Here is a 17,062-nt window from a genome sequence, read left to right as displayed (position 1 = left end):
TTGACGTTACGCTGATCGTGCCGATCGCAATGGAAGAGAAGCTCCGCTTCGCTATCCGTGAAGGTGGCCGTACCGTTGGTGCAGGCATCGTCGCTTCGATCATCGAGTAATGAGATTTGACTGGCGGTTACGCCGCCAGTCAGGCATTTTAAATGCCAAATAGGGGTATAGCTCAGTTGGTAGAGCGACGGTCTCCAAAACCGTAGGTCGCGGGTTCGAACCCTGCTGCCCCTGCCATTTTTAAAACGGGTGCTTACGGCTTGACTGTGAGCGCCCGTTTTCTATATTCTGGAGCATAAGCCTGATCGGATTAAAACGAGGGGCGGTAAGATTATGCTTTGTGTAATCGGTCCCGACGTGTTGGTCTCCTTCAATCAGATCAAAACGCTTTCAGGGTTGGATACATTTCCCGGCATGCTGGCCGGGCGAGCAGGGTCGCTGATACATGATTGAACGGTGTATTGAGCGAATTTCGTAAGGATCGGTGATCTCCGATAGGCCTGTATGGTATTCTTTTAACCAATGGGCTTGTTTTTTTTGAGAATCGATTCTATGTAACGTCAACAGACACGCGGTGCGTGGGGCTGAATCTTCAGCTTTGCGTACCGTATACGCGTGGGTTCCTGTTTTTGATTCGTTTTGGGTCGGAAATAGTGGTTCACCAAGCAAATAGAGTGGCAGATGGCATCCAAGACGAATCCGATCACCTTTTTTCAGCAGGTTCGCGCCGAAACGGCGAAAGTGACCTGGCCGACACGGCGTGAAACGATCATCTCGACGATCATGGTCGTGATCATGGCCTTTTTGGCTGCTACGTTCTTTTTTCTTGCCGATCAGCTTATGGCCTATGGCGTAGAATTTATACTTGGCCTTGGCCGCTAAGCAGGATTGGGGAGTTACGGGATGACAGCGCGCTGGTACATCGTTCACGCCTATTCCAACTTCGAAAAGAAGGTGGCCGAGGATATTCAAAGCAAGGCAGCTCAAAAAGGCCTTTCGGACCTTATTGAGCAGATTGTTGTGCCGACCGAGAAGGTTGTTGAAGTTCGCCGCGGCCGCAAGGTCGATGCTGAGCGCAAGTTCTTTCCGGGTTATGTTCTTGTTCAGGCGACGCTCACCGATGCTGTATTCTCGCTGATCAAGAATACGCCGCGTGTGACCGGGTTCCTTGGCGATTCAAAGCCGGTTCCTGTTTCGCAGAAGGAAGTGGATCAGATTCTGAATCAGGTTCAGGATGGTGCTGAGCGTCCGAAGACGTCTGTGACCTTTGAAATCGGTGAAAATGTCCGCGTTTCCGATGGTCCGTTTGCTTCGTTCAACGGCATTGTGCAGGAAGTTGATGAGGAGCGTGCGCGCCTCAAGGTTGAAGTTTCCATCTTCGGGCGTGCTACGCCTGTTGATCTTGAATACGGTCAGGTCGATAAGCTCTGATCGCTTTGCCCCTCGGGGCGTTCACCGTCAGCGGTGAATAAGGGTGGAAGGATAGGCGGCTTAGCCGGTCGCTGATTTCGCACCACCAAACTGCCAGTCAGTTTATCTGATGTCAGTCGAGAGCCGGGTTTCCGGCATTAATCGAGAACGCCGGTTTCCGGTATTTTTATGAAGGCAGAATGCAATGGCTAAGAAAATTGCAGGCCAGCTGAAGCTCCAGGTAGCAGCAGGTGCGGCCAATCCATCGCCTCCGATTGGTCCAGCTCTGGGTCAGCGCGGCATCAACATCATGGAATTCTGTAAGGCATTTAACGCTGCCACGCAGGAAATGGAAAAGGGTTCGCCTATTCCAGTCGTGATCACGTACTATCAGGATAAGTCTTTCACTTTTGTGATGAAGACGCCTCCGGTAACCTACTTCCTGAAGAAGGCTGCGAACCTCAAGTCTGGTTCGAAGGCTCCAGGCAAGGAAAAGGCCGGCACGATTGCGCGTGACAAGGTCCGCGAAATCGCTGAAGCGAAGATGAAAGATCTGAACGCAGCTGACATCGAAGCAGCTATGCGCATGGTCGAAGGTTCTGCCCGTTCGATGGGCCTGGAAGTGGTGGGCTAATACGATGGCGAAAATTTCCAAGCGCATTGCCAAGATCCGTGAAGGCGTTGATGTCAACAAGCTTTATGACCTGTCCGATGCAATCGGTCTGGTTAAAGAACGCGCTGTTGCAAAGTTCGATGAAACCATCGAAATCGCAATGAACCTCGGCGTTGACCCTCGTCATGCCGATCAGATGGTTCGTGGCGTTGTCAACCTTCCTAATGGCACTGGCCGTACTGTTCGCGTTGCTGTTTTTGCACGTGGCGACAAGGCTGAAGAAGCAAAGAAGGCTGGCGCTGACATCGTTGGTGCAGAAGAGCTGTTTGAAACCGTCAATAGCGGCAAGATCGAATTTGATCGCTGCATTGCCACCCCTGACATGATGCCACTCGTTGGTCGTCTTGGTAAGGTACTCGGCCCACGCGGTCTGATGCCAAACCCGAAGGTTGGTACTGTGACTGTCGATGTTGCAGCCGCTGTTACCGCTTCTAAGGGCGGTGCTGTTGAGTTCCGCGTTGAAAAGGCTGGTATCATCCACGCCGGTATTGGCAAGGTTTCCTTCGACAATCAGAAGCTCGAAGAAAACATCAAAGCCTTTGCTGATGCAGTTATCAAGGCGAAGCCTTCGGCTGCTAAGGGTGAATACGTTAAGCGCGTATCGATTTCTTCGACCATGGGCGTTGGCGTCAAGGTCGATCCGGCAACCGTTAAGGTCGTCGCTTAATTTCAGGGCTCCGGTTCGCCGGAGCCTTTGCCTGACCTTTCGGGGAGGGCAGTGGTCGCACGCCGGTGCTGCATAAGCAGTCGAAAGTGCAGAAATTCCGGATCGCAAGATCCGGATAGCCGGACGAAAGTCCGGTTATCCTGTCCGAGATTGCAGGCGGATCGAAACCTCCGGGTCAGATCCTTAAACCTATGGCCTGCATGAGACGTGGAATAACCCTGTTTCGCACGAATGTGCATGCAAGGTTTGAACCGTAGTTGCCTTTGAGTGAAGCCCGGTTTCCGGGATAGCTGAAGGGGACAGGATCCTCGAGCGTCGGGCCAGCTGTGAAGCTCGTCCGACAAAGGCAACCCGGCAGGATCATGTGATCCTGTCTACTGGAGAGAGACAGTGGATAGAGCGGAAAAACGCGAATTTGTCTCGTGGCTGAACGGTGCTTTTAAAGAGTCCGGTTCGGTCGTCGTGGCCCACTATACCGGTCTCACTGTTGCGCAGATGAGCGATCTTCGTTCAAAGATGCGTGACGCTGGTGGTACCGTTAAAGTCGCGAAAAACCGCCTTGCCAAGATCGCTCTTCAGGGCACGGAATCGGAAGGCATTGCTGATCTGTTCACAGGTCAGACGGTTGTTGCTTATGCAAACGACCCAATTGCTGCTCCGAAAGTAGCCGTCGAATTCGCCAAGGTTAACGACAAGCTCGTTATCCTCGGTGGTGCAATGGGTGCAACGACACTGAACGCCGATGGCGTCAAGTCGCTTGCTTCGCTCCCGTCGCTCGACGAACTGCGCGCAAAGCTGGTTGGAATGATCCAAACCCCGGCTCAGCGTCTCGCAGTACTTACCAGCGCACCAGCGGGCCAGATCGCTCGCGTTATTGGCGCGCACGCCCGGAAGAACGAGGCGGCGTAAGGCCGTTTTTCGCTGTCAATTGTTCAAACCTTGAAACTAAGGAAATATCAAAATGGCTGATCTCGCAAAGATCGTTGACGACCTGTCGGCTCTGACCGTTCTCGAAGCTGCAGAACTTTCGAAGCTTCTGGAAGAAAAGTGGGGTGTTTCGGCTGCTGCTCCTGTAGCAGTTGCTGCTGCTGGCGCTGCTCCTGCTGCTGCTGCTGAAGAAAAGACCGAGTTTGACGTCGTTCTCGCTGACGGTGGCGCAAACAAGATCAACGTGATCAAGGAAGTTCGCGCGATCACTGGTCTCGGCCTCAAGGAAGCTAAGGACCTCGTTGAAGCAGCTCCTAAGGCTGTCAAGGAAGGCGCTTCCAAGGACGAAGCTGAAAAGATCAAGGCACAGCTCGAAGCAGCTGGCGCTAAGGTTGAACTTAAGTAAGTTCGCTTTTCTGGCGGATGGTTTCCATCCGCCAGTTCAACTCTGGGCTTGCATCTGGAGTAAATGCATGAAAAGAAACGAAAAGTGCGGAAATAGGTTCTCTTTATGCAAATCATAGTCAGAGCGATTTTATCTACGACGTTCTGATCCTTTTAAACCCTTTTTCTGATGGCCTTGATCAGGCTTTCAGAAAACGGGTTTAGCCCGTTAGAAGGACCGCCGAGAGGCGGCGCACGATAAAGGCCGCAAGGCGTGAGCAAGCCGTAAGGCTATAGAACGAGGAGCGACGATGGCTCAGACCCATTCTTTCAATGGTCGCAAGCGCGTACGCAAATTTTTCGGCAAGATTCCCGAGGTCGCGGAAATGCCTAACCTCATTGAGGTTCAAAAGGCATCTTACGACCAGTTCCTCATGGTTGAGGAACCTGCTGGCGGGCGTTCTGACGAGGGTTTGCAGGCGGTTTTCAAGTCTGTTTTCCCAATCCAGGATTTCTCCGGCGCTTCAATGCTGGAATTCGTTCGTTACGAATTCGATGCACCAAAATTCGACGTTGACGAATGCCGTCAGCGCGATTTGACGTATTCGGCACCTCTCAAGGTGACGCTGCGTCTCATCGTGTTCGATATTGATGAAGATACCGGCGCGAAGTCCATCAAGGACATCAAGGAGCAGGACGTTTACATGGGCGATATGCCGCTCATGACAGACAACGGCACCTTCATCGTCAATGGTACGGAACGTGTTATCGTTTCGCAGATGCACCGTTCACCGGGTGTGTTCTTCGATCACGACAAGGGCAAGACGCACTCCTCGGGCAAGCTTCTGTTTGCTGCGCGCGTTATTCCTTACCGTGGCTCGTGGCTTGACATCGAATTCGATGCCAAGGACGTGGTCTATGCGCGTATCGATCGTCGCCGCAAGCTTCCGGCTACGACACTGCTGATGGCGCTCGGTATGGACGGCGAGGAAATCCTTTCGACGTTCTATAACACTGTCACCTATTCGCGTGACGGTGAAAACTGGCGTATCCCTTATTCTGTTGACCGCTTCAAGGGTATGAAGATCATCTCCGATCTCATCGATGCGGACACAGGTGAAGTCGTTCTCGAAGCTGGCAAGAAGCTGACCGCGCGCTCTGCAAAGCAGCTTGCTGAAAAGGGCCTGAAGTTCATCAAGGCAACCGAAGACGATCTTTTCGGTTCGTACCTTGCTGAAGATACCGTCAATTACGCAACCGGTGAGATTTATCTCGAAGCTGGTGACGAAATCGACGAAAAGGTTCTCAAGACGCTTCTCGACACAGGTGTGGAAGAGATCAAGGTTCTCGATATTGATCACATCAATATCGGTGCCTATATCCGCAACACGCTTGCTGTCGACAAGAACGAAAGCCGTCAGGAAGCACTGTTCGACATCTACCGCGTTATGCGTCCTGGTGAACCGCCGACAATGGACTCGGCTGAAGCCATGTTCAATTCGCTGTTCTTTGATGCTGAACGCTACGACCTTTCCGCTGTTGGTCGCGTGAAGATGAACATGCGTCTTGATCTGGATGCAGAAGACACCGTGCGCGTTCTGCGCAAGGAAGACATTATTGCTGTCGTCAAGATGCTCGTTGAACTGCGCGATGGCCGCGGTGAAATCGATGACATCGACAACCTCGGCAACCGTCGTGTGCGTTCGGTCGGCGAACTGATGGAAAATCAGTATCGTGTCGGTCTTCTGCGCATGGAACGTGCGATCAAGGAACGTATGTCCTCGATCGAAATCGACACGGTTATGCCGCAGGATCTGATCAACGCGAAGCCTGCTGCTGCAGCTGTTCGTGAATTCTTCGGCTCCTCGCAGCTGTCGCAGTTCATGGATCAGACCAATCCGCTTTCGGAGATCACCCATAAGCGCCGTCTTTCGGCTCTTGGACCTGGTGGTTTGACCCGTGAGCGTGCTGGCTTTGAAGTCCGCGACGTGCATCCGACCCACTATGGCCGTATCTGCCCGATTGAAACGCCGGAAGGCCCGAATATCGGTCTGATCAACTCGCTCGCTACTTTTGCCCGCGTCAACAAGTACGGCTTTATCGAAAGCCCGTACCGCAAGGTTGTCGATGGTAAGGTCACGTTCGACGTTGTCTATCTTTCGGCCATGGAAGAAGCAAAGCACTCGGTTGCTCAGGCAAATGTTGAGCTTGATGAGAATGGCAGTTTCGTAGACGAATTCGTCATCTGCCGTCATGCAGGCGAAGTGATGATGACGCCACGTGAAAACGTGGATCTGATGGACGTTTCGCCAAAGCAGCTCGTTTCGGTTGCTGCAGCGCTTATTCCGTTCCTCGAAAACGACGATGCGAACCGCGCTCTTATGGGTTCGAACATGCAGCGTCAGGCTGTTCCGCTTGTGCGTGCGGAAGCACCATTCGTCGGAACCGGCATGGAAGCGGTTGTTGCGCGTGACTCTGGTGCCGCTATTGCCGCTCGTCGCGGTGGTGTGGTCGATCAGGTTGACGCAACGCGTATCGTTATCCGCGCTACCGAAGACCTCGATCCGTCGAAGTCGGGCGTTGATATCTATCGTCTGCAGAAGTTCCAGCGTTCGAACCAGTCGACCTGTATCAACCAGCGTCCGCTTGTGCGCGTTGGTGATCCGATCGGTAAGGGCGACATCATTGCTGATGGTCCGTCAACTGATCTCGGCGATCTGGCTCTTGGCCGTAACGTGCTCGTCGCGTTCATGCCTTGGAACGGTTACAACTACGAAGATTCGATCCTCCTGTCGGAGAAGATCGTTTCGGAAGACGTCTTTACCTCGATTCACATTGAGGAATTCGAAGTTGCGGCACGTGACACCAAGCTTGGACCTGAGGAAATCACCCGCGATATTCCGAATGTTTCGGAAGAAGCGCTGAAGAACCTCGACGAAGCTGGTATCGTATACATCGGTGCTGAAGTGCATCCTGGCGACATTCTTGTCGGCAAGATCACGCCGAAGGGCGAAAGCCCGATGACGCCGGAAGAAAAGCTTCTGCGCGCCATCTTTGGTGAAAAGGCTTCCGACGTCCGTGACACCTCGATGCGTATGCCTCCGGGAACATACGGTACTATTGTTGAAGTTCGTGTATTCAACCGCCACGGCGTTGAAAAAGACGAACGTGCAATGGCGATCGAACGCGAAGAGATCGAACGTCTTGCCAAGGACCGTGACGACGAACAGGCGATTCTCGACCGTAACGTTTACGGCCGTCTCGTTGACATGATCGACGGTAAGGTTGCAGCCGCTGGCCCTAAGGGCTTCAAGAAGGGCACAACCATTACACGTGATCTCATCACCGAGTATCCGCGTTCGCAGTGGTGGCAGTTTGCTGTCGAAGACGAAAAGCAACAGGGTGAACTTGAAGCTCTGCGTGGCCAGTACGACGAATCCAAGAAGCTGCTCGAAGCACGCTTCATGGACAAGGTCGAAAAGGTACAGCGCGGCGACGAGATGCCTCCAGGCGTCATGAAGATGGTCAAGGTCTTTGTTGCTGTGAAGCGCAAGATCCAGCCAGGCGACAAGATGGCTGGCCGTCACGGCAACAAGGGTGTGGTATCCCGCATTCTGCCTGTCGAAGACATGCCGTTCCTCGAAGACGGTACGCATGCCGATATCGTGTTGAACCCGCTTGGCGTTCCAAGCCGCATGAATGTGGGCCAGATTCTGGAAACACATCTGGGCTGGGCTTGTGCTGGCATGGGTAAGAAGATCGGTGAGCTTCTTGATGTTTATCGCAAGACGGCAGATATTCAGCCGCTGCGCGATACACTGGAGCACATCTATCCAGACAACGACCGCAATGAACCGGTCCGGTCTTATGATGACGATGCTGTCCTCATGCTGGCCAATCAGGTGAAGCGCGGCGTGTCGATTGCAACGCCGGTGTTTGATGGTGCGGTGGAAGCCGACATTAATGCGATGTTGACCGATGCAGGTCTTGCGACTTCTGGTCAGTCGACGCTGTATGATGGACGTACGGGTGAACCGTTCGATCGTCAGGTGACTATGGGCTACATCTATATGTTGAAGCTCCATCACCTGGTCGACGACAAGATCCACGCACGTTCCATTGGACCTTACTCGCTCGTCACCCAGCAGCCGCTTGGTGGTAAGGCGCAGTTCGGTGGTCAGCGCTTCGGTGAAATGGAGGTCTGGGCTCTGGAAGCATACGGTGCGGCTTACACGCTGCAGGAAATGCTTACAGTCAAGTCCGATGACGTTGCAGGCCGTACCAAGGTCTACGAAGCGATTGTTCGTGGCGATGATACGTTTGAAGCCGGTATTCCAGAAAGCTTCAACGTTCTTGTCAAGGAAATGCGTTCGCTCGGTCTCAATGTCGAGCTGGACGATACACGCGACGAGCAGCCGGCACTTCCGGACGCGGCGGAATAAAAACATCAAGGCGCGCCATGGTTCTGCCGTGGCGCGCCCGTAAGGTGTTTCCAGCAAACGTGTAAAATGTTTTGCGCTCACGAAATGCCGAACGGAATGTGCAGTGAAAACTGCGTAATACCGCGATTTCTTTTCAAGATGGCAGGGATTTTCAGCCTGTCATTGACGACACACAGGGCGGCGGATCGCCCTCAAGGAGAACGGCATGAACCAAGAGGTCATGAATCTTTTCAATCCTCAGGCTCCGGCACAGACGTTCGATTCCATCAGAATCTCGATTGCCAGCCCTGAGAAGATTCTGTCCTGGTCATACGGCGAGATCAAGAAGCCGGAGACGATCAACTATCGTACGTTCAAGCCAGAACGCGATGGTCTCTTCTGCGCGCGTATCTTTGGCCCGATCAAGGATTATGAATGCTTGTGCGGCAAGTACAAGCGTATGAAATACAAAGGCATTATCTGCGAAAAGTGCGGCGTGGAAGTTACGCTGTCGCGCGTTCGCCGTGAGCGCATGGGCCATATCGAACTGGCGGCGCCAGTTGCGCATATCTGGTTTTTGAAGTCGCTGCCATCGCGCATCGGTACGCTTTTGGATATGACGCTCAAGGATATTGAGCGCGTTCTGTATTTTGAAAACTACATTGTTACCGAACCGGGTCTGACTTCACTGAAAGAGCATCAGCTTCTTTCGGAAGAAGAATATATGATCGCCGTCGATGAATTCGGCGAAGATCAGTTCACAGCCCTGATTGGTGCGGAAGCTATCTTTGAACTTCTGGCTTCGATGGATCTTCCAAACATCGCTGCAGATCTGCGCGTTGATCTGGCAGAAACTACATCGGAACTGAAGACCAAGAAGCTGATGAAGCGTCTCAAGATCGTTGAGAACTTCATGGAATCTGGCAACCGTCCTGAATGGATGATCATGAAGATCGTTCCGGTTATTCCACCGGATCTGCGTCCTCTGGTTCCTCTGGATGGCGGTCGTTTTGCGACGTCCGATCTCAACGACCTCTACCGTCGCGTGATCAACCGTAACAACCGTCTGAAGCGTCTGATCGAACTGCGCGCTCCCGGCATCATTATCCGTAACGAAAAGCGCATGTTGCAGGAAGCTGTTGATGCGCTGTTCGATAACGGTCGCCGTGGACGCACGATCACGGGTGCCAACAAGCGTCCGCTGAAGTCGCTCTCCGATATGCTCAAGGGCAAGCAGGGTCGCTTCCGTCAGAACCTTCTTGGTAAGCGCGTCGACTATTCGGGTCGTTCGGTTATCGTGACCGGTCCTGAACTGAAGCTGCACCAGTGCGGTCTGCCGAAGAAGATGGCGCTTGAGCTGTTCAAGCCATTCATCTACGCACGTCTTGATGCCAAGGGGTATTCCTCGACTGTCAAGCAGGCGAAGAAGCTGGTTGAAAAGGAACGTCCGGAAGTTTGGGATATCCTTGACGAAGTCATCCGCGAGCATCCGGTTCTTCTGAATCGTGCGCCGACGCTGCACCGTCTTGGTATTCAGGCATTCGAACCCACGCTGATCGAAGGCAAGGCCATTCAGCTGCATCCGCTCGTCTGTACAGCATTTAATGCTGACTTTGACGGTGACCAGATGGCTGTCCACGTTCCGCTGTCGCTGGAAGCGCAGCTTGAAGCCCGCGTGCTGATGATGTCGACCAACAACATTCTGCACCCGGCAAACGGCGCGCCGATCATCGTTCCTTCGCAGGACATGGTTCTTGGTCTCTATTATCTGTCAATCGTGGCAGACAAGGAGCCGGGCGAGGGCATGATGTTTGCCGATATGGGCGAACTTCAGCATGCTCTTGAAAACAAGGTTGTCACGCTGCACACCAAGATCAAAGGTCGTTTCAAGACTGTTGATGCAGAAGGCAATGTCGTTTCCAAGGTTTATGATACGACGCCGGGCCGTCTGATTACTGGTGAGCTTCTGCCGAAGCATCCGAACGTGTCGTTTGACATTTGTAATCAGGAGATGACCAAGAAAAACATCTCCAAGATGATCGACCACGTTTACCGCCATTGCGGTCAGAAAGAGACGGTGATTTTCTGCGATCGCATCATGCAGCTTGGTTTTGCCCATGCATGTCGTGCCGGTATTTCGTTCGGTAAGGATGACATGGTCATTCCTGACTCGAAAGCCAAGATCGTTGCAGAGACCGAAGCTCTGACGACCGAATACGAACAGCAGTACAATGACGGCCTGATCACTCAGGGCGAAAAGTACAACAAGGTCGTTGATGCCTGGGGTAAAGCGACTGACAAGATCACCGAAGAAATGATGGCCCGCATTAAGGCTGTTGAATTTGATCCGGTGACCGGTCGTCAGAAGCAGATGAACTCGGTTTACATGATGTCGCATTCGGGTGCCCGTGGTTCGGTCAACCAGATGCGTCAGCTTGGCGGTATGCGCGGTCTTATGGCCAAGCCGTCGGGTGAAATCATCGAAACCCCGATCATCTCGAACTTCAAGGAAGGTCTGACCGTGAACGAGTACTTCAACTCGACACACGGTGCCCGTAAGGGTCTTGCTGATACGGCCTTGAAAACGGCTAACTCGGGTTACCTGACACGTCGTCTCGTTGACGTTGCACAGGATGCGATTATTTCGGAAGTCGATTGCGGCGCCGAAATCGGTCTCACCATGCAGCCAATCGTCGATGCGGGTCAGATCGTTGCTCCAATCGGACAGCGCGTTCTGGGTCGTACGGCCCTTGATCCGATCCTGCATCCTGCAACCGGCGATGTTATCGTTGAAGCTGGCCGCATGATTGAGGAAAAGGACGTCGAAGTCATCGAAAAGGCTGGCATTCAGTCGATCCGTATTCGCTCGGCTTTGACCTGTCAGACGCGTAACGGCGTTTGCGCCAAGTGCTATGGTCGTGACCTTGCACGCGGCACACCGGTTAACCAGGGTGAAGCTGTTGGCGTTATCGCTGCACAGTCGATCGGTGAGCCGGGCACGCAGCTTACCATGCGTACCTTCCACTTGGGTGGTACGGCTCAGGTTGTCGATAGTTCGTATCTTGAAGCTTCGTATGAAGGCACCGTTAAGCTGCGTAACCGCAATGTGGTTCGCAACTCCGATGGCAACCTCGTTGTCATGGGCCGTAACATGGCGGTTCTGATTGTTGATGCTTCGGGCAAGGAACGTGCGGTTCACCGTGTAACCTATGGTTCACGTCTGTTCGTTGACGAAGGTGATGCAGTCAAGCGCGGTCAGCGTATTGCTGAGTGGGATCCGTACACCCGTCCTATCCTGACGGAAGTCGAAGGCTATATCGAGTTTGAAGATCTCGTTGATGGTCTTTCGGTTTCGGAAACGGCGGACGAATCCACGGGTATCACAAAGCGCGTCGTCATTGACTGGCGTTCGACACCACGTGGCGCGGACCTCAAGCCGGCTATGGTCATCAAGGACAAGAGCGGCAAGATCGCAAAGCTGTCGAAGGGTGGCGAAGCGCGCTTCCTGCTCTCGGTGGAAACGATCCTTTCGTTCGAGCCGGGTGCTCATGTTAACGCCGGTGACGTTATTGCGCGTCTGCCGATGGAAAGCGCAAAGACCAAGGATATTACCGGTGGTCTGCCACGCGTTGCGGAACTGTTCGAAGCTCGTCGTCCGAAGGACCATGCCGTCATCGCAGAGATTGATGGTACTGTCCGCTTCGGTCGCGATTACAAGAACAAGCGTCGCATCATCATCGAGCCAAACGACGATACGGTTGAGCCCGTTGAGTATCTGATCCCTAAGGGTAAGCCGTTCCATCTTCAGGATGGTGACGTTATCGAAAAGGGTGAATACATCCTCGACGGTAATCCTGCACCGCATGACATTCTGGCCATCAAGGGCGTGGAAGCACTTGCTTCTTACCTCGTGAACGAAATCCAGGAAGTCTATCGTCTTCAGGGCGTTCTGATCAACGACAAGCACATTGAAGTGATTGTTCGTCAGATGCTTCAGAAGATCGAAATTACGGAGCCGGGCGATACGGGTTACCTCACGGGTGATCACGTTGACCGTATTGAGCTTGACGAAGTGAATGATCGTCTGATCGAAGAAGGCAAGAAGCCAGGTTCGGGTAATCCGGTTCTGCTTGGTATTACCAAGGCTTCGCTGCAGACTCCTTCGTTCATCTCTGCTGCGTCGTTCCAGGAAACCACCCGCGTGCTTACCGAAGCTGCGGTTGCGGGCAAGATGGACACGTTGCAGGGGCTCAAGGAAAACGTCATTGTCGGCCGTCTCATCCCGGCTGGTACTGGCGGCATGACCAACCAGATCCGCCGCATTGCAACGGCTCGCGACGATCTCATCATCGACGAGCGCCGCAAGTCGACCGGTTCAACAGAAGCGAACGCGATGTTGACCGACATGACCAACAACGCAGCCGAATAGGCTGCGTGTTTGAACAAATAAAAAAGGCCGCCTTTCGGGGCGGCCTTTTTACGTTTGGATCAAAAGAAAAGGGCGGTTTGAAACCGCCCTTTGTCATTGGGAAAGCCGTTAACCGCTTTGCAGTTCGGCTATCCGCTACTTATTCCTCTTCGTCGTCGCCATCGAATTCGATGAGCGCGACTTCACCGGTCAGTGCTGTCTGCCAGGCACTCTTGTGTGGCTCTTCTTCCGGTTCTTCGGTGATTGTGCCCATCTCAACCAGCTCGGCTTCGTGATAGCCTTCTTCGGCGAGGATTGCGAGAACCGTCTGAACGAGATCTTCATCGTCGCCGGATTTCAGAAGAATATGGACTTCGATCGATTCCTCTTCACCTTCGTTCCAGACGTCGGCGATCACCAGATGGACAACCGGCGAATCGTTCTCTGTGGATGTGGGGGTGGATGACATTGAGAATTCCTTAATATTGTGTTGTTTTTCGACTCGGATGTGCTTCAATAGCGGCTGTTGGGGCCTTATGCTATGCTGGCACATGAAAATGACAGTTTTGCCGCGAAATAATCGCGATAGGCTGCTGAATGCGGCGCAATAACCTGTCCGGCGGCCACCAAAACGCGGCTTTGCGGCCTTTTGGTAAAGAAACTTAATGTCCTGCCCTTGACGAAACGCCCACAAACACGTATCAGCAGCCCATCTGAGCCGATGTGAGGCTGGCATTTTCGGAGCGACGCGCTCTGGAGTTCGCCTCAAACAGGGTTCGTTTTACGATCGAAATGCAACTTGCCGTTCGCATGAAGCTTTTGCTTCCTCTGCTTTTGTTCGGGGTGGCCGCTGATGGAGTGGCTGGTCCCGAATTTGTGCATGAGCACTCCGGTGAAACGGCCCTTATTGGGCGCCGATACGAGATTTTTTATAGAGGAAGGTTCAATGCCTACCGTAAACCAGTTGATCCGCAAGCCGCGTACTGCACCGGTAAAGCGTAATAAGGTTCCTGCTCTGCAGGCAAACCCACAGAAGCGCGGCGTTTGCACCCGTGTTTATACGACAACCCCTAAGAAGCCGAACTCGGCTCTTCGTAAGGTTGCCAAGATCCGTCTGACCAATGGCTTTGAAGTCATCGGTTACATTCCGGGTGAAGGCCACAACCTTCAGGAGCACTCCGTGGTTATGATCCGCGGCGGCCGCGTCAAGGATTTGCCGGGTGTGCGTTATCACATCATCCGCGGCGTACTTGATACCCAGGGTGTTAAGAACCGCAAGCAGCGTCGTTCCAAGTACGGTGCAAAGCGTCCTAAGTAAGAATTTTCCGGGGATACCGGCCGCCAGAATGGCGAGTTGAGCCCGATGTAATTGAAAGAATGAGACGAAATGTCCAGACGCCATAAAGCAGAAAAGCGTGAGATTAATCCGGATCCAAAGTTCGGTGATCTCGTTATCACGAAGTTCATGAATGCAGTTATGCTTCATGGCAAGAAGTCGGTTGCTGAAAGCATCGTATATGGTGCGCTTGAAGCAATCGAAGCCAAGGCGAAGTCAGAGCCGGTCGCGCTGTTCCATCAGGCGCTCGACAATGTTGCTCCGCATGTTGAAGTCCGGTCGCGCCGCGTTGGTGGTGCAACCTACCAGGTTCCGGTCGATGTGCGTTCAGAACGCCGCCAGGCACTTGCCATCCGCTGGCTGATCAATGCAGCTCGTGGTCGCAACGAAACAACGATGGTTGACCGTCTGTCCGGCGAATTGCTGGATGCGGCAAACAACCGTGGTTCCGCTGTCAAGAAGCGTGAAGACACGCATCGCATGGCAGAAGCCAACCGCGCGTTCTCGCATTACCGCTGGTAATCGTCGAACCCTATTCAAAGAGCAAAAACATGGCCCGCGAATATAAAATCGAAGACTACCGCAATTTCGGTATTATGGCTCACATCGACGCCGGTAAGACGACGATGACCGAGCGTATCCTGTTCTATACCGGTAAGAACCACAAGATTGGTGAAACCCATGATGGCGCGTCCACCATGGACTGGATGGAGCAGGAGCAGGAACGCGGTATCACCATCACGTCTGCTGCTACGACCACGTTCTGGCAGGGGCAGGATGGCAAGAAGCGCCGCTTCAACATCATCGACACCCCGGGCCACGTTGACTTCACGATTGAAGTTGAGCGTTCGCTCCGCGTTCTCGATGGCGCAATCGCTCTTCTCGATGCGAATGCTGGTGTTGAGCCGCAGACTGAAACTGTATGGCGTCAGGCTGAGAAGTACCACGTTCCACGTATGGTCTTCGTCAACAAGATGGACAAGATCGGTGCTGACTTCTATCGTTGCGTAGAAATGGTTGGCTCGCGTCTTGGTGCAGTCGCTCTTCCAGTTCAGCTGCCAATCGGTGCTGAAAACGAGTTTGAAGGCGTTATCGACCTTATCGAAATGAAGGCCCTGACTTGGGATGGCACAATCGGCGCATCTGCGACCGTTGGTGAAATTCCTGCAGACCTTAAGGATAAGGCTGAAGAATACCGCGAAAAGCTCATTGAGCTGGCAGTGGAAATCGATGAAGCTGCAATGGAAGCTTACCTCGAAGGCAACATGCCTACGAATGATGAGCTGCGTGCACTGATCCGCAAGGGCACCATCGACGTTAAGTTCCATCCTGTTCTTTGCGGTACAGCGTTTAAGAACCGTGGCATTCAGCCGCTTCTCGACGCTGTTGTTTCGTTCCTTCCTGCGCCGACCGATGTTCCTGCGATTAAGGGCATCGACGTTAAGACGGAAACCGAAACGACCCGTGAATCTTCGGATGAAGCACCACTTTCGATGCTCGCATTCAAGATCATGAACGATCCGTTCGTTGGTTCGCTGACATTCGCTCGTATCTATTCGGGCAAGCTGACCAAGGGCATTTCGCTCGAAAACACCGTTAAGGGCAAGCGTGAGCGTATCGGCCGTATGCTGCAGATGCACTCCAACTCACGTGAAGACATCGAAGAAGCTTTCGCAGGCGACATCGTTGCTCTGGCTGGCCTCAAGGAAACCACAACAGGTGATACGCTCTGCGATCCACTGAAGCCGGTTATTCTTGAACGCATGGAATTCCCTGATCCGGTTATCGAAATCGCGATTGAACCTAAGACCAAGGCCGACCAGGAAAAGATGGGCATTGCGCTCAACCGTCTGGCTGCTGAAGATCCTTCGTTCCGCGTTAAGTCTGATGAAGAATCCGGCCAGACGATCATCGCTGGCATGGGCGAACTTCATCTCGACATTCTCGTCGACCGCATGAAGCGTGAGTTCAAGGTAGAAGCAAATGTCGGCGCGCCGCAGGTTGCTTATCGTGAATCGATCACACGTCAGGCTGAAATCGATTACACCCACAAAAAGCAGTCGGGTGGTTCGGGTCAGTTTGCGCGCGTCAAGATCATCTTCGAACCACATGAAGGCGATGACTTCATCTTCGAATCCAAGATCGTTGGCGGTGCTGTTCCTAAGGAATACATCCCTGGCGTTCAGAAGGGTATCGAAAGCGTCATGGGTGCGGGTCCGCTTGCTGGCTTCCCAATGCTCGGCGTGAAGGCAACCCTGATCGACGGTGCATACCACGATGTTGACTCTTCGGTTCTCGCCTTCGAAATCGCTGCCCGTGCAGCGTTCCGTGAAGGTGCACAGAAGGCTGGCGCACAGCTTCTTGAGCCAATCATGAAGGTTGAAGTGGTAACGCCTGAAGATTACGTCGGTGACGTAATTGGCGATCTGAATTCACGTCGTGGTCAGATCTCGGGTACGGAAGCACGTGGTATTGCGACGGTCGTCAATGCAAATGTTCCACTGGCCAACATGTTTGGTTACGTGAACAACCTGCGTTCGATGTCTCAGGGTCGTGCACAGTACACCATGCAGTTCGACCATTACGAGCCGGTTCCGACTGCGGTCGCACAGGAAATTCAGAAAAAGTTCGCGTAATCTTTGATTACGCCAAATATTAAAAGAGCCTGAGCAGGCTAGATATTAGGAGAGCTCAGATGGCAAAAAGCAAGTTTGAACGCAATAAGCCACACGTAAACATCGGCACGATTGGTCACGTTGACCATGGTAAAACGTCGCTGACCGCAGCAATCACCAAGTACTTCGGCGATTTCAAAGCGTATGACCAGATCGACGCT

The 17,062-nt window shown here is 53.1% G+C and carries 14 protein-coding genes and 1 tRNA gene; 14 read left to right on the top strand and 1 reads right to left on the bottom strand.

The genetic code is table 11. The annotated features are described in order from the left end of the window. The 10 genes from ABE530_RS18615 to rpoC all read left to right on the top strand — a co-directional run. Positions 1-110: EF-Tu C-terminal domain-related protein (locus ABE530_RS18615; protein ID WP_499694714.1), on the top strand; the 110-nt coding region annotated here is incomplete at its 5' end. Positions 111-161: 51 nt separating this feature from the next. Next, positions 162-237 (top strand) — tRNA-Trp (locus tag ABE530_RS18610). Positions 238-681: 444 nt separating this feature from the next. Next, complete coding sequence (secE, locus tag ABE530_RS18605) at positions 682-882, top strand: preprotein translocase subunit SecE (protein ID WP_094504999.1); 201 nt, start codon at positions 682-684, stop codon at positions 880-882. Between the two features lie 21 nt (positions 883-903). Next, positions 904-1,431, top strand: coding sequence for a transcription termination/antitermination protein NusG (gene nusG / locus ABE530_RS18600; protein ID WP_499695563.1), 528 nt, complete (start codon positions 904-906; stop codon positions 1,429-1,431). Between the two features lie 184 nt (positions 1,432-1,615). Next, positions 1,616-2,044: a 50S ribosomal protein L11 gene (gene rplK / locus ABE530_RS18595; RefSeq protein ID WP_265984501.1), complete on the top strand. Its 429-nt coding sequence runs from the start codon at positions 1,616-1,618 to the stop codon at positions 2,042-2,044. 4 nt (positions 2,045-2,048) lie between these two features. After that, a complete protein-coding gene (rplA, locus tag ABE530_RS18590) occupies positions 2,049-2,750 on the top strand; it encodes a 50S ribosomal protein L1 (protein ID WP_265984502.1) in 702 nt (233 codons plus the stop codon). A gap of 390 nt (positions 2,751-3,140) precedes the next feature. Beyond that, positions 3,141-3,659, top strand: coding sequence for a 50S ribosomal protein L10 (gene rplJ, locus ABE530_RS18585; protein ID WP_265984503.1), 519 nt, complete (start codon positions 3,141-3,143; stop codon positions 3,657-3,659). 52 nt (positions 3,660-3,711) lie between these two features. Then, the gene (rplL, locus tag ABE530_RS18580; RefSeq protein ID WP_024898616.1) at positions 3,712-4,083 is read left to right on the top strand and encodes a 50S ribosomal protein L7/L12; all 372 of its coding nucleotides are present in this window, start codon (positions 3,712-3,714) and stop codon (positions 4,081-4,083) included. A 289-nt stretch (positions 4,084-4,372) separates the two neighbouring features. Beyond that, positions 4,373-8,503 (top strand): DNA-directed RNA polymerase subunit beta, encoded by a 4,131-nt coding sequence (rpoB, locus tag ABE530_RS18575; RefSeq protein WP_499695562.1) that lies wholly within the window; start codon positions 4,373-4,375, stop codon positions 8,501-8,503. Between the two features lie 205 nt (positions 8,504-8,708). Then, positions 8,709-12,911 (top strand): DNA-directed RNA polymerase subunit beta', encoded by a 4,203-nt coding sequence (gene rpoC, locus ABE530_RS18570; RefSeq protein WP_265984505.1) that lies wholly within the window; start codon positions 8,709-8,711, stop codon positions 12,909-12,911. A 139-nt stretch (positions 12,912-13,050) separates the two neighbouring features. On the opposite strand, the gene ABE530_RS18565 is transcribed toward rpoC, so the two are convergent. Beyond that, entirely contained in the window at positions 13,051-13,359 is a 309-nt protein-coding gene (locus ABE530_RS18565) for a hypothetical protein (protein ID WP_265984506.1), read from the bottom strand. Between the two features lie 477 nt (positions 13,360-13,836). Between ABE530_RS18565 and rpsL the strand changes: the two genes are divergently transcribed. The 4 genes from rpsL to ABE530_RS18545 all read left to right on the top strand — a co-directional run. Further along, complete coding sequence (rpsL, locus tag ABE530_RS18560) at positions 13,837-14,208, top strand: 30S ribosomal protein S12 (protein ID WP_006168377.1); 372 nt, start codon at positions 13,837-13,839, stop codon at positions 14,206-14,208. A 69-nt stretch (positions 14,209-14,277) separates the two neighbouring features. Then, positions 14,278-14,748 (top strand): 30S ribosomal protein S7, encoded by a 471-nt coding sequence (gene rpsG / locus ABE530_RS18555; RefSeq protein ID WP_140904453.1) that lies wholly within the window; start codon positions 14,278-14,280, stop codon positions 14,746-14,748. A 29-nt stretch (positions 14,749-14,777) separates the two neighbouring features. Beyond that, the gene (fusA, locus tag ABE530_RS18550) at positions 14,778-16,862 is read left to right on the top strand and encodes an elongation factor G (RefSeq protein WP_265984507.1); all 2,085 of its coding nucleotides are present in this window, start codon (positions 14,778-14,780) and stop codon (positions 16,860-16,862) included. A gap of 59 nt (positions 16,863-16,921) precedes the next feature. Then, positions 16,922-17,062 (top strand): GTP-binding protein (locus ABE530_RS18545; protein ID WP_499695564.1); only part of this gene is annotated, 141 nt, incomplete at its 3' end.

It is taken from the genome of Brucella sp. TWI559, assembly GCF_039674265.1.
Taxonomy (GTDB): Bacteria; Pseudomonadota; Alphaproteobacteria; order Rhizobiales; family Rhizobiaceae; genus Brucella; species Brucella chromiisoli.
The sequence above is the reverse complement of the archived record's forward strand: the minus strand, read 5'-3'. Positions and strand labels throughout refer to the sequence as shown.